The sequence below is a fragment of the Wolbachia endosymbiont of Litomosoides brasiliensis genome, assembly GCF_013366805.1.
Taxonomy (GTDB): domain Bacteria; phylum Pseudomonadota; class Alphaproteobacteria; order Rickettsiales; family Anaplasmataceae; genus Wolbachia.
Genome location: NZ_WQMO01000003.1, coordinates 67,690 through 83,068, shown reverse-complemented (window position 1 = coordinate 83,068; position 15,379 = coordinate 67,690). Strand labels below are relative to the sequence as shown.

The following is a 15,379-nucleotide window of genomic DNA, read 5'->3' as shown; positions in this document are numbered from 1 at the left end:
TAATTTTGATTTTACCGCCATTTAAATCTTACTGTTTTACTTACTTCAGTATAGCTTCTTTTCCATTATTGTCTATCCGTTCCCTGTACAGTGAGAATTAGCATAAAAATTAAATATCAAGCTAATTTCAATGTTATGGGTCAACATGTCGTCTGCAATAGGTATTGGAACGCTAAAGTAACGGTAGCCAAGGAAGGTTTTGATTTCTAGGATTATCAAATAATCAACACTAAGCCTTACTTGGGTGGCATTGAGTTTTGAGGTAATTCATTGATCTTTCTTAATCTAAAAACCGTTGGTCCTACACTCAGGCAGAAATATGGAGAAAATTGCGTATCTTGAATACTGGGATCATAGTAAAAGTTAAAAAAATGCAAATATACCAGCTGATCTATTAAATATCGGAGAAGAACTACTATTTTTTTAGCACATTAACCTAAAGATATGTTGTTAAGCCACTGGAAATCAATTTCACCATAAAATTTTTTCACGCTTTTAATTTCACCTCCCACTATATTTTTTATTATAGTGCCACAACGGCTCTCAACTAAAGTAGAAGCTCCTTTCTAACTGCTTTCATATCGTTCACAAATGTCTCCGAGTTATCAGGATATATCTTACCGCTATTAGCGCTAACATAAGTTCTTTTTCACTACATTTTCTAGATTTATAGCATATAGATTCACTGCAAGCATCAAATTTTCTACAAGCTGTTCATCATTTGAATAACTTTCATTAGCACGAACAGAAAAAAAAGCTAATACATAAGACTAGCAATACACAAAAACATAGACCTTTCCATCACAAGCAAGTTTACAATTTACAGTGCTTTTCTCATATCAAAAAATTAGGAAAGAACATTTCCAATTAAGGAACCACCTTCCATTCCTATAATGGTAGCTTTTACAATACTTTTAGCTTGAACCTTTGATGTAAACTTTACTAATGCAAAATTTTCTGCTCTACCAATATTATTTTGCTCAACTAGAACACTTTGTTCAGTACCTATCAAAGACTGATAAAAGTTACTCATCATTGTTTTATTTATTTCCCTTAGGTTTTTTACTCTTTCTTTACGTATACTCTCTGGTACTTGTGGCATTCGCGCAGCAGGTGTACTCTCCCGCTTTGAATATGGAAAAGCATGTAGATAAACTATATTTATCTCCTTGAGTAGATTAACTGTATCCTGAAACATCTCATCAGTTTCCGTAGGAAACCCAGCAATAATATCAGCACCGTATGCTATATTATGCCTTAAGCTTTTCACTTTATGACAAAATTCTATCACTTGTTCCCTGCTGTGACGACGTTTCATCCTTTTTAGAATTAAATCATTACCAGATTGCAAACTTAAATGCAAATGTGGCATAAATCTTGACTCATTAATTATTAAATCCATTAATTCATCATCAACTTCAGCAACATCAATAGAAGAAAGCCTAAGTCTCTTTAATTCTGGCACATCCTTTAAAACTCTTCTAACCATTGAACCAAGTGAAGGTTTGCTGAATAGATCTGCACCAAAATCAGTGATATCAACTCCTGTAAACACTACTTCTTGATAGCCATTTGCTACAAAAATCTTGATTTGTTCAATAATATTGTTTATTGGTACAGATCGGTTATCTCCCCTTGCTTTAGTAATCGAGCAAAATGTGCAGTTATGATTACAACCATTTTGAACCTCAATGAATGCTCTTGACTTATCTTTGAACTTATCAATTAGAGTAAGTTCTAACTTGCTTGCCTGATTATCATTAACTAGTATTTTATCGCCACTTAATAAGTAATTTTCGGTCTTCAGTTTATCTTGATTACCCAATACTTTGCTTACACCAGGAATATTACTATACGATTCAGGGTCTAATTGAACGGCACAGCCAACTACGATAATTTCTCTACTTGGGTCATTTTTATAAATCTTACGTATTTTTTGTTTTACCTGGCGTTCTGCTTCATTTGTCACTGCACAGCTGTGTACCACTACAACATTTTCTCTCTTTGCTTTTCTTAACGCTTCTTTAATTAACTCACTTTCATAAAAATTTAGGCGGCAACCAAATGTTACTACTTCATTCATGCGAGGCTTCAATAGACTTTACAATTTAATTATTATATCAGAACTCAGGCAAAGTCATTAAGCCTCTTAACCATAACGAGTGGCAACCCTATGTTTTTATAGACCTGCTCTTCCATATAAACTTTGAATCTATATCAACTCACCCTCTAAACCTTTCTTTGAAAAACTAGCCTTATTCTAATCATTTATAACCTTTGGCACTACAAAATATCCATGTTCAGGTTTCGTATCAAACAAGCACCTCCTCATTTAATGCTCTGGAAATTGACAATGTCGCCACGCACGTGAATGTCCTACACTGCCATAGCGCATAGAGGAAATTTAGTATTAACCTGCAATAAAATGTCATGTATCTCTTCCCCTGACCTAACCTATACCCTTTCCTCCTTGAATGAAGTGGATCAAAATATTTGCAATTAATAATTTCTATTTTATCAGTTTTTTCAAATTTACGAAATATGGCATCTACTAATCACTAACATCAATTCTTACGTCAATAAGTCAAATAAGTGACATTGCAGAGTTGTCTAACTGTGAAGCGAGAAAGAGAGATAATAAATTTGCACAAAGGCGCTCTCAAGCAAAGCAATTGTATTATAGACTTTATTACGCAAAATGTTCTGTTTTATATACAACCAAAGTGTTGAGTTCGGGCAAGTATGGTGGCAGTATATAATCTAGATATTTTTAGGTATCTTTAAATTTTTGACTTATGCTGACTAGCACAACCCGTGACAAGAAAGGCTTATTGTGTTCTTAAATATTATGACATTTATTCAAGAAATATATTCATACAATCAGTGTTGACATTCGGGTGCAAATAAACTAGAACCTTCTCCATTTCTAGGATTAACTACACTGTAGAGGTAAAAACTTTGTCTACCTAACTTTGCTTCAATCTGTATTTTAACGCCCTTTTTAAACTACTCGTGTCTAACTTTTGAATGTGTGCTAAACCACAATTCATCAAAGATGAACAACTCTTATTCAGGATACTTACCAGTAGTCTCATTAAATTTTTTTTAACTCTTCCTGTCTACCTTTATCTTGTTCATTATAGATTAGTCTTGGCGCAATATACGAAAACTTCATTTTTTACATATTACGGTGTACTGTAGACTTATTGACATTCAAGCCAAAATTTTCCTGGATCTTGTTCTCATTTCTTTAATAGTAATATTAAGGTTTTTTTGTATCCATACTTTAACTTGTCTAAACTAACTCTAATTTAATCTAGTTTTTCTACAATGTTGATGGGGAGTAAACAATCTTTCTTCTCTTCCAAATTTTAGGTGTTTTATCCATACAGTCAGTGCTGCTCTTGAAATGCAACATATTCTTACTATGGCTATGGATGTTATCTTTTTTGCTACAATTACAGCATTTAGTTTCTTCGCAACGTACACGTTATTTCGTACTTCCTTCAGCATTTCCTTTGCTGATTCCACAACTTTTTCATTCAATAATTTTGATCTTAACGACTACTTAAACCTCACTATTTCACTTCTTCAGCATAGCTTCTTTTTCATTATTGCCTTCCGTTTCTTGTGCAGTGGAAATTACTATAAGCACGTTCCAGCTCATGTAGGTATAAAAACCTAGAATTTTATGAAGATATACGGTGCATATAGTGCGAAAAATTAGACAACAGCATACCAAGACCTCCTTGTCATTTTAATCTGCACAGATTGGGCTATAAAATAACTTTATTCTGGTAAGAACGCTGACAAAACTTATCAAGTAGTTTTTAGCCCTGTTTCTATGGCTATACTAAACCCACTTTATCTATAAAGCCACTGCCAAATTAAGCAACCTTCACAGGCTAAAAAAGAGGCCGGGACCGGAATTGAACCGGTATAAAAGGATTTGCAGTCCTTCGCATAAACCATTCTGCCACCCAGCCGTTTTTATGTGTAGATATCCATTATATCTTTTAGCATAGATAAAGCTTCTCCTCTTTTTCGTTGAAAAGTGTTACGTCCAATAATTGAACCATTACCGCCACCTTTCTTAATTTCTTTTGCCTCGTTGCATATATTATCCACTGACTTTGATTCACCACCAGAAAAAACTACTATTCTTTTTCCTGCAAAGCAAGACTTTCTAACATATTCAATTCTTTTGGACAATGACTCGATATTCCCAGCTTCTATTTTTTCTTTCTCCAAGCGGTTAGTTGGAAGTTTCACTTTTATTATATTAGCACCAAGCAAAGCTGCTATGTGTGCAGCATAAGCAATAATATCAACTGCCGTTTCACCTTCTTTGGAAATGCCTTCCCCCCGTGGATAAGACCATAGTACAACTGCAAGCCCACAAGACTTAGCTTCAGCAACAATTTCACGAGCTTCTTCTATCATATCAAAGCACTTAGCAGAACCAGGATATATAGTAAACCCAACAGCCGCACAGCCTAAACGCAGTGCATCTTTTACAGAAGCAGTGACTGCTTGATCAGAAGTCAAACTTTTCAAATGCAAAGAGTTAGAACTATTAAGTTTCAAAATGTATGGGAGCATTCCAGCATAAGTTGAAGCACCAGCTTCAATCATACCAAGCGGAGCAGCGTACGCACTTACTCCTGAGTCAATCGCAAGCTGAAAATGATAATGCGGATCATAAGCATGGGGGTTAACTTCAAAGCTCTTTATTGGCCCGTGCTCAAATCCTTGGTCTACAGGGATAATTACTAATTTGCCAGTACCACCAAGTTTTCCATGCATAAGAATACGAGTGAGGTTCGCTCTCACCCCAGGATTTTCACTCTCATAGTAGCTTAGGATTTGCCTTATTTTATCGCCTATTATCACTACAACTCAAATCAAATTTAAGTTATAAATTATAGCAAAGATGAAACTCAACACAATAATTTTAAGTTATATCAAAAGAAATTTTACCTCTCTGCCTATTCATATAAATCCTCAAATTCTTCCCTTTAATTAGCCGACGGTTCAGTATTTCTTCAGCTAAGTAACCCTTTATTTCCTTTTCAATCAATCTCTCTATCGGACGTGCCCCCATTCCTTTGCTGTAACCCACTTGTGCAAGATAGGACTTTACTTCCCCTTCCACTAAGCAATTTATTCCTTTTTGTATAAGTTGTTTTTTCAATTCTTGAACGAATTTATCCACAACGTGCAAAATCACATCCATATTTAAGCTAGAAAAAGAAATAACCGCATCAAGACGATTACGAAACTCAGGATTAAAAACCTGTTCCATTGCTTTTTCGCTATCACTAATATTGAAATTTTTATGCCCAAAGCCAATAGAGTTTTTACTGCATTCAAATGCTCCTATATTGGTTGTCATAATTAAAACTATATTGAAAAAGTTAATTTTACGTCCATAAGTATCTGTAACACGACCATAGTCCATAACTTGTAGCAATATATTGTAAACATCACTGTGAGCTTTTTCAATTTCATCAAAAAGAACAACACTATATTGATTATTAGATACAGATTATGTAAGTAATCCACCCTGGCCATAACCCACATACCCAGGAGGAGAACCAATAATTCTAGATATCGAATGAGACTCCATATATTCAGACATATCAAAACGTATGAAATTCATGTCCATACCCTTTGCTAACTGTTTTGCAAGTTCAGTTTTACCAACACCTGTTGGCCCTGCAGAAAGATAACCTGCCAAGGGTTTATTACAATTTCTCAACCCAGATTTAGCAATTTTAATAGAATTAACAAGTGATTCTATTGCTTGCTCCTGGCCAAAAATGACTTTCTCAAGATTTTTTTCTTAGGGCCTTCACTCTTTGCATATCCTCAAACTCAGATCGATAAGGTATATTTGTAATTTTAGCGATAGTGTTTTTAATATCTCTACTGTCCACAATTTTACGTCTGTTTTTCAGTAACTTACAATAAGCTCCTGCTTCATCTATAACATCAACTGCTTTATCAGGTAATATTTGCCCAGTAATATACTTATGTGAAAGTTCAGCTGCAGACTTAATGGCATGTTTCGTATAATATACTCCATGGTATCCTTCATAGTAGCGCTTTATGCTATTTAGTATCTTTATTGTCTCATTAACAGAAGACTCTTTCACATTAATCTTTTGAAACCTTCTTGCTAATGCCTTATCTTTTTCAAAACTACTGCCGTATTCTCTATATGTGGTTGCACCTATACAACGCAGTGTACCTCTTGCAAGTGCAGGTTTTAGTAGATTACCAGCATCAAGAAAGCTACCGCTCGTTGAACCAGCTCCAATAATAGCGTATATCTCGTCAATGAAAAGAATAGCTACCAGGCTTTGCCTTAATTGCCTTTATTATAGACTTTATTCTCTCTTCAAAATCACCTCTATAGCGCGTTCCTGCAAGAAGTGATCCTAAGTCCAAAGCATAAATTGTGCTGGACCTAAGCGCATTTGGGACACTGCCTTCGACAATTCTCAACACCAAACCTTCAACTATTGTTGTCTTGCCAACACCGGAGTCACCAACATATAGAAGATTATTTTTTCTGCGCCTTAGTAATATTTCTATAGTGCGGTTTAATTCATAATCACGACCAATAACGCAATCTATTCTTTTGCTTCTTGCATAATCATTTAAATTTTTACAACAACTTTGCAAAACTTCTTCATCTTTTAATAACCCACCCTTATTTACTGCAGTAGAAACATCATTATTTTTATCGAGTTCTACCCTATAATTAGTAGGGTACTTACCTATATCGCTGGAGTACTTCATATTAGATATATGATAAATTAAATCGGAATCCTTCGCATTTTGCTTCTGTAATAAACCTTCAATATAGAAATTTTGCTCAGATAAAATCTCCACTAGGACACTTGCTCCATTTATTTCCTTTTTTCCTAAGCTATGAGCGTGTATTATGGCCCTATGTATTATGCATCGAAATAGCAAATTAGGCTCAACTCCATTGACAGATTCAGAATTGACTTGTAAAAAACCTTTTATATCACTACTATAACCGTTAATCTTAACATTACACCTTGATAAAATGCTATCCATATTGATGATTTCGTCTGCCCTAATATTACATCTTGATAAAACGTAATTCACATCCACATCTTTAGTTAATGCAAGTAACAAATGTTCTAATCTTGCACATTTAAGATTAAAATTAGAGGCAATCAATAATGCTCTATTTAAACTTGCCTCCAAATTCTTAGAAATCATCTCCTACTCTCTTTACAAATGGAAACTTATATACAATTAGTAGCACACAATTATTAAAAAAATTGAAACCCAGCAGTTTGTTATAGCTAAGGCCCTATATATAGGGCTCATTGTAAAGAAATTGGTATATAAATACGGCATTACCAACCAAATTTAGATTAAACCTCTTGCAAACCATATAGCTTTTTTGCCCAACCGTCATTCAGGCAGCTCGAAAAAACTACTTAAAAAACCTTGCCAGCCTATAGCATTAAAGGTAGTCAGTTCTCTTAATCTGTGCAGATTAAACAACAAGAGTATTAGTGTAGCTGGTGTCTTATGTTTAATTTTTTGCACTATGTACATCTTATGCCCTCATAATATTTCTAGGGTTTTACCTACATAAGCTGAAACGCGTTTATAAAGCGTTTAAGACAGCATAGAACACCAATTGCAGGATTAGAGAGAAACACTATCTAACACGGGATATCTTTTGCCTTTCTTTTGCCTAGTAAATTTCTTGAACACTTATGACTAAAGGTTATACCAACTCTCATTGTTAGTGGATCAAATAAGTGATATTGCAGAGTTATTTAATTATGTAGTGAGAAAGAGAGGTAATAAATTTGCAAAAAGTGTTCTCAAGCAGAACAACTGTATTATAGACTTTATTACGCAAGTAGATTTGCTGACATTCAAGCTAAATTTTCCTGGATTTTTACTCTCATTTCTTTAATGATAATATTAGGGTTTTCTTATATCCATACTTCAACTTGTTCAAATTGACTCTGATTCAATCTAGTTTTTTTTATGACATTGATGAGAAGTAAACAATTTTTCTTTTCTTCCAAATTTTGGATGCCTTATCCATGCAGTTAGTGCTGTTCTTAATGCAACTTTGCTACGGCTGTTATATTGTGCTTTTTTGCTGCAATTATACAGCATTCAGTTTTTTTGCAACATATGTGTTATTTCGCACTTCCTTCAGCATTTCTTTTGCTAATTTCACAACTTTTTTACCCAATAATTTTGATTTCAATGGCATTTAAACCTCACTATTTTACTTATTTCAGCAAGGCCTCTTTTCCATTATTATCTATCCATTCCTTGTGCAGTAAGAATCGGTATCAGAACATAAGAAGCCTTTCTTGTCATGGATTGTGCTAGTCGGCACAAATCAAAAAATTCAAAGGCACCTAAGAATATCAAGATTATATACCCATCACCTACTTACCCGAGCTTCAGTCCTATTGAGAGACTCCGGCTGTATATAAAACAGAACATTTTGCACAATAAAGTCTAATACAATTGCTCTGCTTGAGAGCGCTTTATGCAAATTTATTATTTCTCTTTCTCACTACATAATTAAACAACTCTGCAATATCACTTATTTGACCCACTAACAATGAGAGTTAGTATCAGTAAGTTGATAGAGAATAATAAGGTGCTGAAGATGCAGCATTTGCAATCATATTGATTGACCGAAAGGCAATAACATTTTCTGACGTAACCCTCCTTAGCAAACTTTACATAATTATGCTCACTTCAACTCGGTTCCATTATAAGCTGCAGAGCAGAATAATTTGCGTGTTTTTTTCTTTGAAAAATACTGAGATTCATATTTTTCTTCCACTTGTTTTAAAAAACTGAATTCATTGAGAATTTGAAATTACGGTAGAGTTAATGTGAGATGTTCAGTACAAAGATACCACTCCAGTCTACGACACTAGAACCCAGCCTATGAATATAGTTTTGCTATTGCACAGCTCATAAACACTTTAATACCTGGATCCCAACGTTGGAACATTGGAAAAACAGGAAATAGTGCAAAAAGCCTACTCTTAATAAAAACTTGATGATGAGTCATCACTACCAAATTTTGGCCTATTATTTCTATTACTGAAGCTAGAACGAGGACGAACAGGCCTCTTGCGGTGCCAAGATTTTCTGTTAAATAGGCTATTATAATAATCCCTATCGTTTAAACCATCTTTCTTTTCTTCGTTGTAAAGTTCGCCTTCAAAAAACTCGCCTGTTTCTTGATCAACGCGGCGTCTTGACAACTTCGGGCATCCACCTTTTTCAAAATCAATCACCAATGCTTTAAAAGTATCACCCTGTTTAAGTATACTCTCAATAGATTCTATGTGCTGGTTAGCTACTTCACTTATGTGCATTTTCCCTTTTCTTCCATTGAGAAGCTCAAGTTCTACAATAGACTTATCTATTTTTACAACCTTAACATCAACTATAGCACCTTGCTCTAACTCTGTGATTGAGTCAATCATCATATTTTTTGCAATTTCAGCTTCAGCGCTACTCATGGCAAATACAGAAACTTTACCATCATCTCCTATTTCAATTTTTGCATTACTTCTTTCACATACACTGCGTATATTTTTTCCTTTAGCACCTATAGCTGCAGAAATTCTATCTTTGTCTATGTAAAATGATACCATTCTTGGCGCGTGACCTTTCACATCATCACTATGTTCTGAAATCACTGAATTCATTTTTTCTAAGATATGTAATCTTCCAGCTTTTGCCTGTTCCAAAGATTTTTCAACGATTTCAAAATTTATACCAGAAATTTTCATATCCATTTGTAGCGCCGTGATTCCTTCACCGGTTCCTGCTACTTTAAAATCCATGTCACCAAGATAATCCTCATTACCTAATATGTCAGAGAGTATTACATACTCGTTTTTATCCTTAATGAGGCCCATAGCAATTCCAGCGACAGGAGCCTTTATTGGCACGCCTGTATCCATTAACGCAAGGGAAGTTCCACAAACTGTTGCCATGGAAGAAGAACCGTCTGATTCCATAATTTCAGATACTACTCTTATTGTATAAGGAAATTCAGATTTATCAGGTAAAACAGGATGAATTGCTTTCCAAGCAAGTTTACCATGACCGATTTCTCTTCTTCCTGGTGCACGTATGGCAGAAGCCTCTCCAACGGCAAATGAAGGAAAATTATAATGCAACATGAAATGCTCACGTCTATCCCCTTCAATGTCATCTACAACTTGCTCATCTTGCGTGGTACCAAGAGCAGTAACAACCAATGCCTGAGTATTACCTCTTGTAAAGAGAGCAGAACCATGAGTTCTAGATAAAATATCCACTTCAATTTCTATTTGACGTATTTCATCATACTTGCGACCATCTATCCTTATACCTTTTTCTTTAATTATTTTACGCAGTAAAGACCTTTCAAAGTTTTTTACTGCTTGTGTAATTAATTTCTCATCTTTTCCAGCTTCCTTGAGAGTATTCAATATATTATTTCTGATCGTTTCTAAAATTTGAGCTTGCTCTTGTTTTACTGTTTGTGAATATGCTTCTTCAAAATCTTTACTATACCTTTCAAGATCTTGCATTATATCTGATATGTCGATAGGAGCAAAACTCCCTGGTTTATTGCCAATTATATCAGCAAACTCTTTTATGAGCTTAATAACAGGCTGAAGGTGTTCATGGCCAAATTTTATCGCACTCAGAACATTTTTTTCAGAAAGCTCTTTTGCCTCTGACTCAACCATCAAAATTGAATGCTCATCACCAGATAAAAACAGATCTAAATTGCTAACTTTCATTTCTTGAACAGAAGGGTTGAGTATATAATTATTATTTTCATCGCAGCCAACTAAAACTCCAGCTATAATAACATGAAAAGGAACACCAGAGGTTGCGAGAGCCGCAACAGCACCAATCAATGCTGGCACCTCAGGAGGGTTGACCATATCATAAGTTAATAAATTACATACTACACTGATTTCATCATGGAAACCCTCTGGAAATAGCGGTCTTATACTTCTATCTATTACTCTTGAAATCAAGGTTTCTCTATCAGATGGCTTACCTTCCCTTTTGAAAAAGCCACCAGGGATTTTACCCATAGCATAGCTTTTTGCGATAAATTGCACATTTAAAGGCAAGAAATCAACAACTTCTTCCTTCTTTTTACGTACAACAGTTACTAAAATAGAAGTGTCACCATAATTTACAACAACTGAACTATCAGCTTGACGTGCTATTTTTCCTGTCTCTAAAGATAAAGTACGTCCACCCCATTCTATAGATTTTTTTATAATTTCAAACATACAAAATCCCTCAATTATTTTCTGATGCCTAACTTCTCTATTAATTGCTGGTAAGCTTCATCACCAAATTTACGTTTTATATAATTTAAGTGCTTGCGTCTTCTACCTATTAATATAAGCAAACCACGTTTAGAGTGACGGTCATGCTTGTGCACTTTAAAGTGCTCAGTTAAGTTACTGATCCTCTCGGTTAAAATTGCGCACTGCACAAAAGATGAACCTGTATCACCTTCTTTAATCGCGTAAGTACTTATTAAAATTTTTTTCTTTTCGGATGTTATTGACATCTAGACCTCATTTCAAAATATTAAAAACACGAATAGGCTTTACACAACCATAAATAGAACTACAGGCTGCAATGAGTATATTACCCACCATCGTATAATTAAGTATCATAATTCTTCAAATTACACAAGTTATTTAATATGATTTCCTGACCTTCTCTGATTTTCTTTACCCTTTCTACAGAAATTTCAACTTTAAACATTGATTTTAAAGCTAATTAGTAGTTGACACTAATTTTTCCTGATCTCAGCTTCACGCGCTGAAATAACGCTAAAAAGTGAATTTTTCAACAAGTTGCTTAATTGTCACTGATTCGATTTCCTTAAAATAACCCACCATAGTTCTCCTCAGTTTCGTAATGTGTCCAAAGCAACCTAATGCAATTCCAAGATCCCAAGCAATTGACCTCACATATGCACCACCACCACACGTCACAAAAATCAGCACTATTATGTGTCAGCAGAAATCAACTTTAGCTCATATACTTGCACTTAGCGTGGTTTTATATTCACTTTTTCCCACTCCTTGCTAATCTATATGCCCTTGTTCCGTTAATCTTTATTGCTAAAAATCGAGGAGGATTCTGTGTTATCTCACCAACAAAATTCTTGATTGCACTATTTATTTGATTATGTTTGAGTTTTATGTTGCTAGCTTTAATGATATCACCATCCAAATCATCTGTGGTTCTTTACCCTCCCCACTTTACTGTAAAATTGTATGCCTTTAAATTGCAGGGTAAGTACGGTATGGTTTTTGTCGTTTTCCAAGCGCAATTGGCAACATACCAGAAGCTAAAGGATCAAGTGTTCCCAAATGATCAGCCTTTTTAATTCCAAAAGTCTTTTTAACCTGGGCCACAGCTTGCGCAGAACTAATTCCTATCGATTTATCAAGATTCAGCCAACTATGTGTCATACATCAATTATATACAATTAATGACAATTTAGGAAGTAGCTAGAGATATGATTATATTAAATTATTATAAAATAAAGCTTGACTAGTATGTGTTTTAATATATAATTAAATTTTTATCAACTTTAATTAGGAGGAAGTTACTATGACTGCAGGATTAAACATATGGAAAAAGGAAAACATAGCACCTATAACAAAAATGAGTATTGAAGGTACAGTTGCATTTGCATCTTTAGCAGCAGCAATGACAACAATATTAGTTGCTACTAGTGTAGTTGTTGGGCCTGCATTTTTAATGTCTGTTACTAGCCCTGTTGGAATCGCAGTTCTATTCATTGTAGCTGTATATTTCGCTGTACAAGCTTACTCTTCATATCAGCAAATGTATAGAAATGAAGAAGCTGAGAAAGCAGTTAAACAAGCTGTAGCTGATGCAAAAATAGCTGATCAAGTTACTCAAGCTATAAATAATGCTGTAGCTAGTGCTAATATAGCAGATCAAGTTACTCAGGCTGTAAATAAAACTAATATAGCAAGTCAGGCTGAAACAGTGGCTCAAAAAGTAGTTGAAGAAAAAACTAGAGATTTAGCTACTGCAGCTGCACTAGACGCAAAAGTTGACAAGAATTACGTTGACGCCGAATTAAATACAAAACTTAATTCAGGTGATCTTCAAGAAAAAGTTAAAAAAGTGTTACCTACTCTCTTACAAGATCCTGAAGTTATGGGAATATTCGAAAGCAAGTTTCAAGCAAAAACAGGCGCATAAGTTAAATGGAACAGGAGGTGGAGGTATCTCTACCTCTTTTCTTCCATCTCAACATGTAAAATCCACAGTAGTTTATTCCAAGTTTCAGTTATATCTCCATCTAACGTTCACGCTTAAAGCATCAGATACTTTTCAGGATACATGTTAATTCTACGTCAAAATAATGTTCTTAATGAGATTGCGGAAAGTCTGGATTCCAGCTTCTATACCGCAATTAGTTCACGGTACTTCTGGGTACCGCTAACAAACAGCGTGGTGGGTGGTAGCTACAAAATATCTAAGAAATTTACTAGACAGAGAAAAAGTTAAAAGAACCTAGTCACTACCACTATTTTCTGTATTGACATTTTCTAAGCCTTAAACGCCGTAATTTAGCCGCATTTTAAATGCAACTAATTGTGGGGCTATAAACATTTAAGCAATTTACCAGGCAGAAAAAAAGACAAGGAAACCCTGCAGTAGCTAGTTATACCAATTCTCATTGTAACAAGTCAAATAAGTGACATTACAGAGTTGTTTAATTGCAGAGTAAGAAAGAAAGGTAATAAATTTGCACAAAGCTCTCTCAAGCAAAGCAATTGTATTATAGACTTTATTACGTAAAATGCTCTTTTACATATAACCAAAGTCTCTCAATAGGTTAAGCTCTGGTAAGTATTGTGGTAGGTGCATAATCCCAATATTTTTAGGCACCTTTAATATTTTTTGACTTATGTAAATTAGCACAGTCCATGACAAGAAAGGCTTTTTGTGTTCTTAAATATTGCAACATTTGTTCAAGAAATATATTTATACAATCAGTGTTACGTTCGGTACAAATAAGCTAGAACTCTCTCCATTCTTAGGATTAACTGCACTATAGAGATAAAAATTTTGCTTACTTAATTTTACCTTAACCAGTGTTCTAACGCCCTTTTTAAACCACCCGTGCCCAACTTTTAAATGTGTGGCAATCACAATTCATCAAAAAAAAATACTCCTGTTCAGGATATTTCCCAATAGTCTCATTAAGTTTTTTTACTCTTCCAGTCTACTTTTATCTTGCTCATTGTGAATTGGTCTTGACGCAATATACGAAAACTTCATTTTTTGCATATTACGGTGTACTGTAGATTTGCTAATATTCAAGCCAAATTTTTCCTGAATTTTTACTCTCATTTCTTTAATTGTAATATTAGGGTTTTCTTGCACCCATATTTCTACTTGCTCAAATTGACTCTGATTCAATCTAGTTTTTCTACGACGTTGAGGTGGGGCAAATAATTTTTCTTCTCTTCCAAATTTTAGGTGCTTTATCCATGCAGTTAGTGCTGTTCTTGAAATGCAACATATTTTTGCTACAGCTGTTATACTGTGCTTTTTTGCTGCAATTACAGCATTCAGTTTTTTTGCAACATATGCATTATTTCGCACTTCCTTCAGCATTTCTTTTGCTGATTCCACGACCTTTTCATCCAATAATTTTGATTTTAACGCCATCCAAACCTCGCTTTTTACTTACTTCAGTATGGCTTCTTTTCTATTATTGTCTATCCGTCCCTTGTATAGTAGGAACTAGTACAAGACGAAAATTTCTCCAGTCCATACTTCTCTCACATACATGTTATGTGAGATAATGCGGTAAAAGTCAACGGAAAAGGGGGGATTTGAACCCCCGACATATTTTCATATGTGCACGCTTTCCAAGCGTGTGCTTTAGACCACTCAGCCACCTTTCCACAATACTTATAATAGTGAAAATTATAAGGTTCATCACGAAAATTTACAGTATTGCCAAATTTGTTTCTGCACGTTGAAAAAGTTTTATCGCAACTTTAACTCGGCATGGAGGCACAGTAAACAGTAACTACTTTATTTCCACACCTTTTCACCGTACCTTCAAACACTGTTGATGCTGCGCCAAAATTTACTATTTCATGCTTATAATACCTACTGCTCTCAGTTAATATTAGTGTCTTCAAATCTTTTTTTATCTATCACTTTAGTAACCATACTTACTCTGCCAAATTTTCTAGCACAGCTTTACATCTCTTATCACAAAACTGCGTTCTGTACGCAAGAG

At 34.6% G+C, this 15,379-nt stretch carries 8 protein-coding genes, 2 tRNA genes and 4 pseudogenes; 1 reads left to right on the top strand and 13 read right to left on the bottom strand.

The window, feature by feature from the left end; all coding sequences use genetic code 11:
* Window positions 1-847: 847 nt before the first annotated feature.
* The 11 genes and pseudogenes from mtaB to GO684_RS05495 all read right to left on the bottom strand — a co-directional run bounded on the left by mtaB (window position 848) and on the right by GO684_RS05495 (window position 12,551).
* Entirely contained in the window at window positions 848-2,083 is a 1,236-nt protein-coding gene (gene mtaB, locus GO684_RS01295) for a tRNA (N(6)-L-threonylcarbamoyladenosine(37)-C(2))-methylthiotransferase MtaB (protein WP_175938239.1), read from the bottom strand.
* 493 nt (window positions 2,084-2,576) lie between these two features.
* Window positions 2,577-3,513: pseudogene (locus tag GO684_RS01290) on the bottom strand (IS630 family transposase).
* A gap of 401 nt (window positions 3,514-3,914) precedes the next feature.
* Window positions 3,915-3,986 (bottom strand) — tRNA-Cys (locus tag GO684_RS01285).
* 4 nt (window positions 3,987-3,990) lie between these two features.
* Window positions 3,991-4,890 (bottom strand): class I fructose-bisphosphate aldolase, encoded by a 900-nt coding sequence (locus tag GO684_RS01280; RefSeq protein ID WP_410543306.1) that lies wholly within the window; start codon window positions 4,888-4,890, stop codon window positions 3,991-3,993.
* A gap of 64 nt (window positions 4,891-4,954) precedes the next feature.
* A pseudogene (locus GO684_RS05715) lies at window positions 4,955-7,260 on the bottom strand (AAA family ATPase).
* A gap of 657 nt (window positions 7,261-7,917) precedes the next feature.
* Window positions 7,918-8,284 (bottom strand): annotated as a pseudogene (locus GO684_RS05090) (IS630-like element ISWpi10 family transposase); the annotation flags it as partial.
* 796 nt (window positions 8,285-9,080) lie between these two features.
* The gene (gene pnp, locus GO684_RS01260) at window positions 9,081-11,348 is read right to left on the bottom strand and encodes a polyribonucleotide nucleotidyltransferase (RefSeq protein WP_175938236.1); all 2,268 of its coding nucleotides are present in this window, start codon (window positions 11,346-11,348) and stop codon (window positions 9,081-9,083) included.
* Between the two features lie 14 nt (window positions 11,349-11,362).
* A complete protein-coding gene (gene rpsO / locus GO684_RS01255) occupies window positions 11,363-11,635 on the bottom strand; it encodes a 30S ribosomal protein S15 (protein ID WP_175938235.1) in 273 nt (90 codons plus the stop codon).
* A 268-nt stretch (window positions 11,636-11,903) separates the two neighbouring features.
* Window positions 11,904-12,080, bottom strand: a complete 177-nt coding sequence (locus tag GO684_RS05085; RefSeq protein ID WP_369408515.1) for a pseudouridine synthase family protein — start codon at window positions 12,078-12,080, stop codon at window positions 11,904-11,906.
* A gap of 61 nt (window positions 12,081-12,141) precedes the next feature.
* Entirely contained in the window at window positions 12,142-12,309 is a 168-nt protein-coding gene (locus tag GO684_RS05500) for a pseudouridine synthase family protein (RefSeq protein ID WP_255419637.1), read from the bottom strand.
* 50 nt (window positions 12,310-12,359) lie between these two features.
* Window positions 12,360-12,551, bottom strand: coding sequence for a hypothetical protein (locus GO684_RS05495; RefSeq protein WP_255419636.1), 192 nt, complete (start codon window positions 12,549-12,551; stop codon window positions 12,360-12,362).
* 142 nt (window positions 12,552-12,693) lie between these two features.
* On the opposite strand from GO684_RS05495, the gene GO684_RS05075 reads away from it, so the two are divergent.
* On the top strand, window positions 12,694-13,317 hold the full coding sequence (locus GO684_RS05075; protein WP_246228182.1) for a hypothetical protein: 624 nt from the start codon (window positions 12,694-12,696) through the stop codon (window positions 13,315-13,317).
* 462 nt (window positions 13,318-13,779) lie between these two features.
* On the opposite strand, the pseudogene GO684_RS01240 reads toward GO684_RS05075, so the two are convergent.
* Together GO684_RS01240 and GO684_RS01235 are read right to left on the bottom strand one after the other, a co-directional pair.
* Window positions 13,780-14,796 (bottom strand): annotated as a pseudogene (locus GO684_RS01240) (IS630 family transposase).
* A gap of 152 nt (window positions 14,797-14,948) precedes the next feature.
* Window positions 14,949-15,035, bottom strand: a tRNA-Ser gene (locus tag GO684_RS01235).
* Between the last annotated feature and the right edge of the window lie 344 nt (window positions 15,036-15,379).

Coding starts and splice junctions, on each gene's coding strand:
- mtaB (WP_175938239.1), bottom strand. CDS start 2,083: ATGAATGAAGTAGTAACATTTGGTTGCCGCCTAAATTTTTATGAAAGT.
- pnp (WP_175938236.1), bottom strand. CDS start 11,348: ATGTTTGAAATTATAAAAAAATCTATAGAATGGGGTGGACGTACTTTA.
- rpsO (WP_175938235.1), bottom strand. CDS start 11,635: ATGTCAATAACATCCGAAAAGAAAAAAATTTTAATAAGTACTTACGCG.
- GO684_RS05495 (WP_255419636.1), bottom strand. CDS start 12,551: ATGACACATAGTTGGCTGAATCTTGATAAATCGATAGGAATTAGTTCT.
- GO684_RS05075 (WP_246228182.1), top strand. CDS start 12,694: ATGACTGCAGGATTAAACATATGGAAAAAGGAAAACATAGCACCTATA.